Raw genomic sequence first — 1,023 nt, 5'->3', positions numbered from 1 at the left:
GAGGTGGTCCTCGGCGGCCAGGGCGAGCCACTGCTCGTCGTCTGGCCAGTCGGCGTCGCCGCCCAGGGCGGCCCAGCGGGCGGCGATGTTGCCGTGCAGCCCGTCGATCCGCCAGATCCGCGCCTCGTAGGACCGGCCCGCGTCGAGGCCGGTCACCACTGCGGTGACCAGCCGGTCGAGCGCGGCCGAGCCGTCCATCTTGGACTGGTCGAGGGTGCCGTTCCAGAGCAGCAGGCTGCGGGTCTCGCCGGATGCGCCGGCCCATGCCTCGACCAGGCTTCCGGCGCCGTCGCCGGAGAGCGTCACGGGCAGCTCGGCGTCGCCGAGCCGGTCCAGCAGCCGCAGCGCCCAGTATTTCGGCTTGGCCAGGTTCCCGACGGTGAGCAGCCCGAATCCGCCGTGCAGGAAACGCTGCGGCCGGCCCAGTTCCTCGAAGTGGTCCGACACCACCCACGGGGCGAGCGCCTCGACCCGCCCGGCGGCCGACCGCATCCCGCGCAGCAGGAACGTCGCGGCGAACACCGTGTCGTTGATCGGGTGCCCGTGGGTGGCGGTGATGCCCCACTCGGTCCACAGCAGCGGCCGGCCCTTGGCGAGAGGCCGCAGGTCCAGCGGTGGAGTGCCGTAGACGTGGGTGGACAGGAAGTCGACCGGCGCGTCCCGGCCGGCCTGTTCGGAGATCCAGCCGACCGCCGCGGAGCCGGGCCCGCCGATGATCAGGTCCGGGTCGATCTCCTTGAGGGTGCGGGCCGTGACGTCGTAGAGCTGCCAGTACTCGGCCGGGGTGCCGGACCAGAACACGGACAGGTTGGCCTCGTTCCACACCTCGAACATCCAGTGCCGCACCTCGTCGAGGCCGTAGCGGTCGATCAGGTGCCGCACGAAGTCGCGGACGCGGGCGGTCCAGGCTTCGTAGTCGCGTGGGGGAGAGATGACGCCGCGGTATGCGAACACCGTCTGCGACGGGTCGCGGGCCAGGTCGGGCGGCATGAAGCCGAGCTCGACGACGGGCCGGTAGCCCAG

The 1,023-nt window shown here is 72.2% G+C and carries 1 pseudogene; it reads right to left on the bottom strand.

Features of this window, described 5'->3' with window-relative positions:
- Nucleotides 1-1,023: pseudogene (locus AB0M20_RS45630) on the bottom strand (xylan 1,4-beta-xylosidase); the annotation flags it as partial.

The organism is Actinoplanes sp. NPDC051633, from assembly GCF_040681735.1.
In the GTDB taxonomy this organism is placed as follows: Bacteria; Actinomycetota; Actinomycetes; order Mycobacteriales; family Micromonosporaceae; genus Actinoplanes.
Note: the sequence above shows the minus strand (reverse complement) of the source record. Positions and strands in the feature narration are given on the sequence as shown.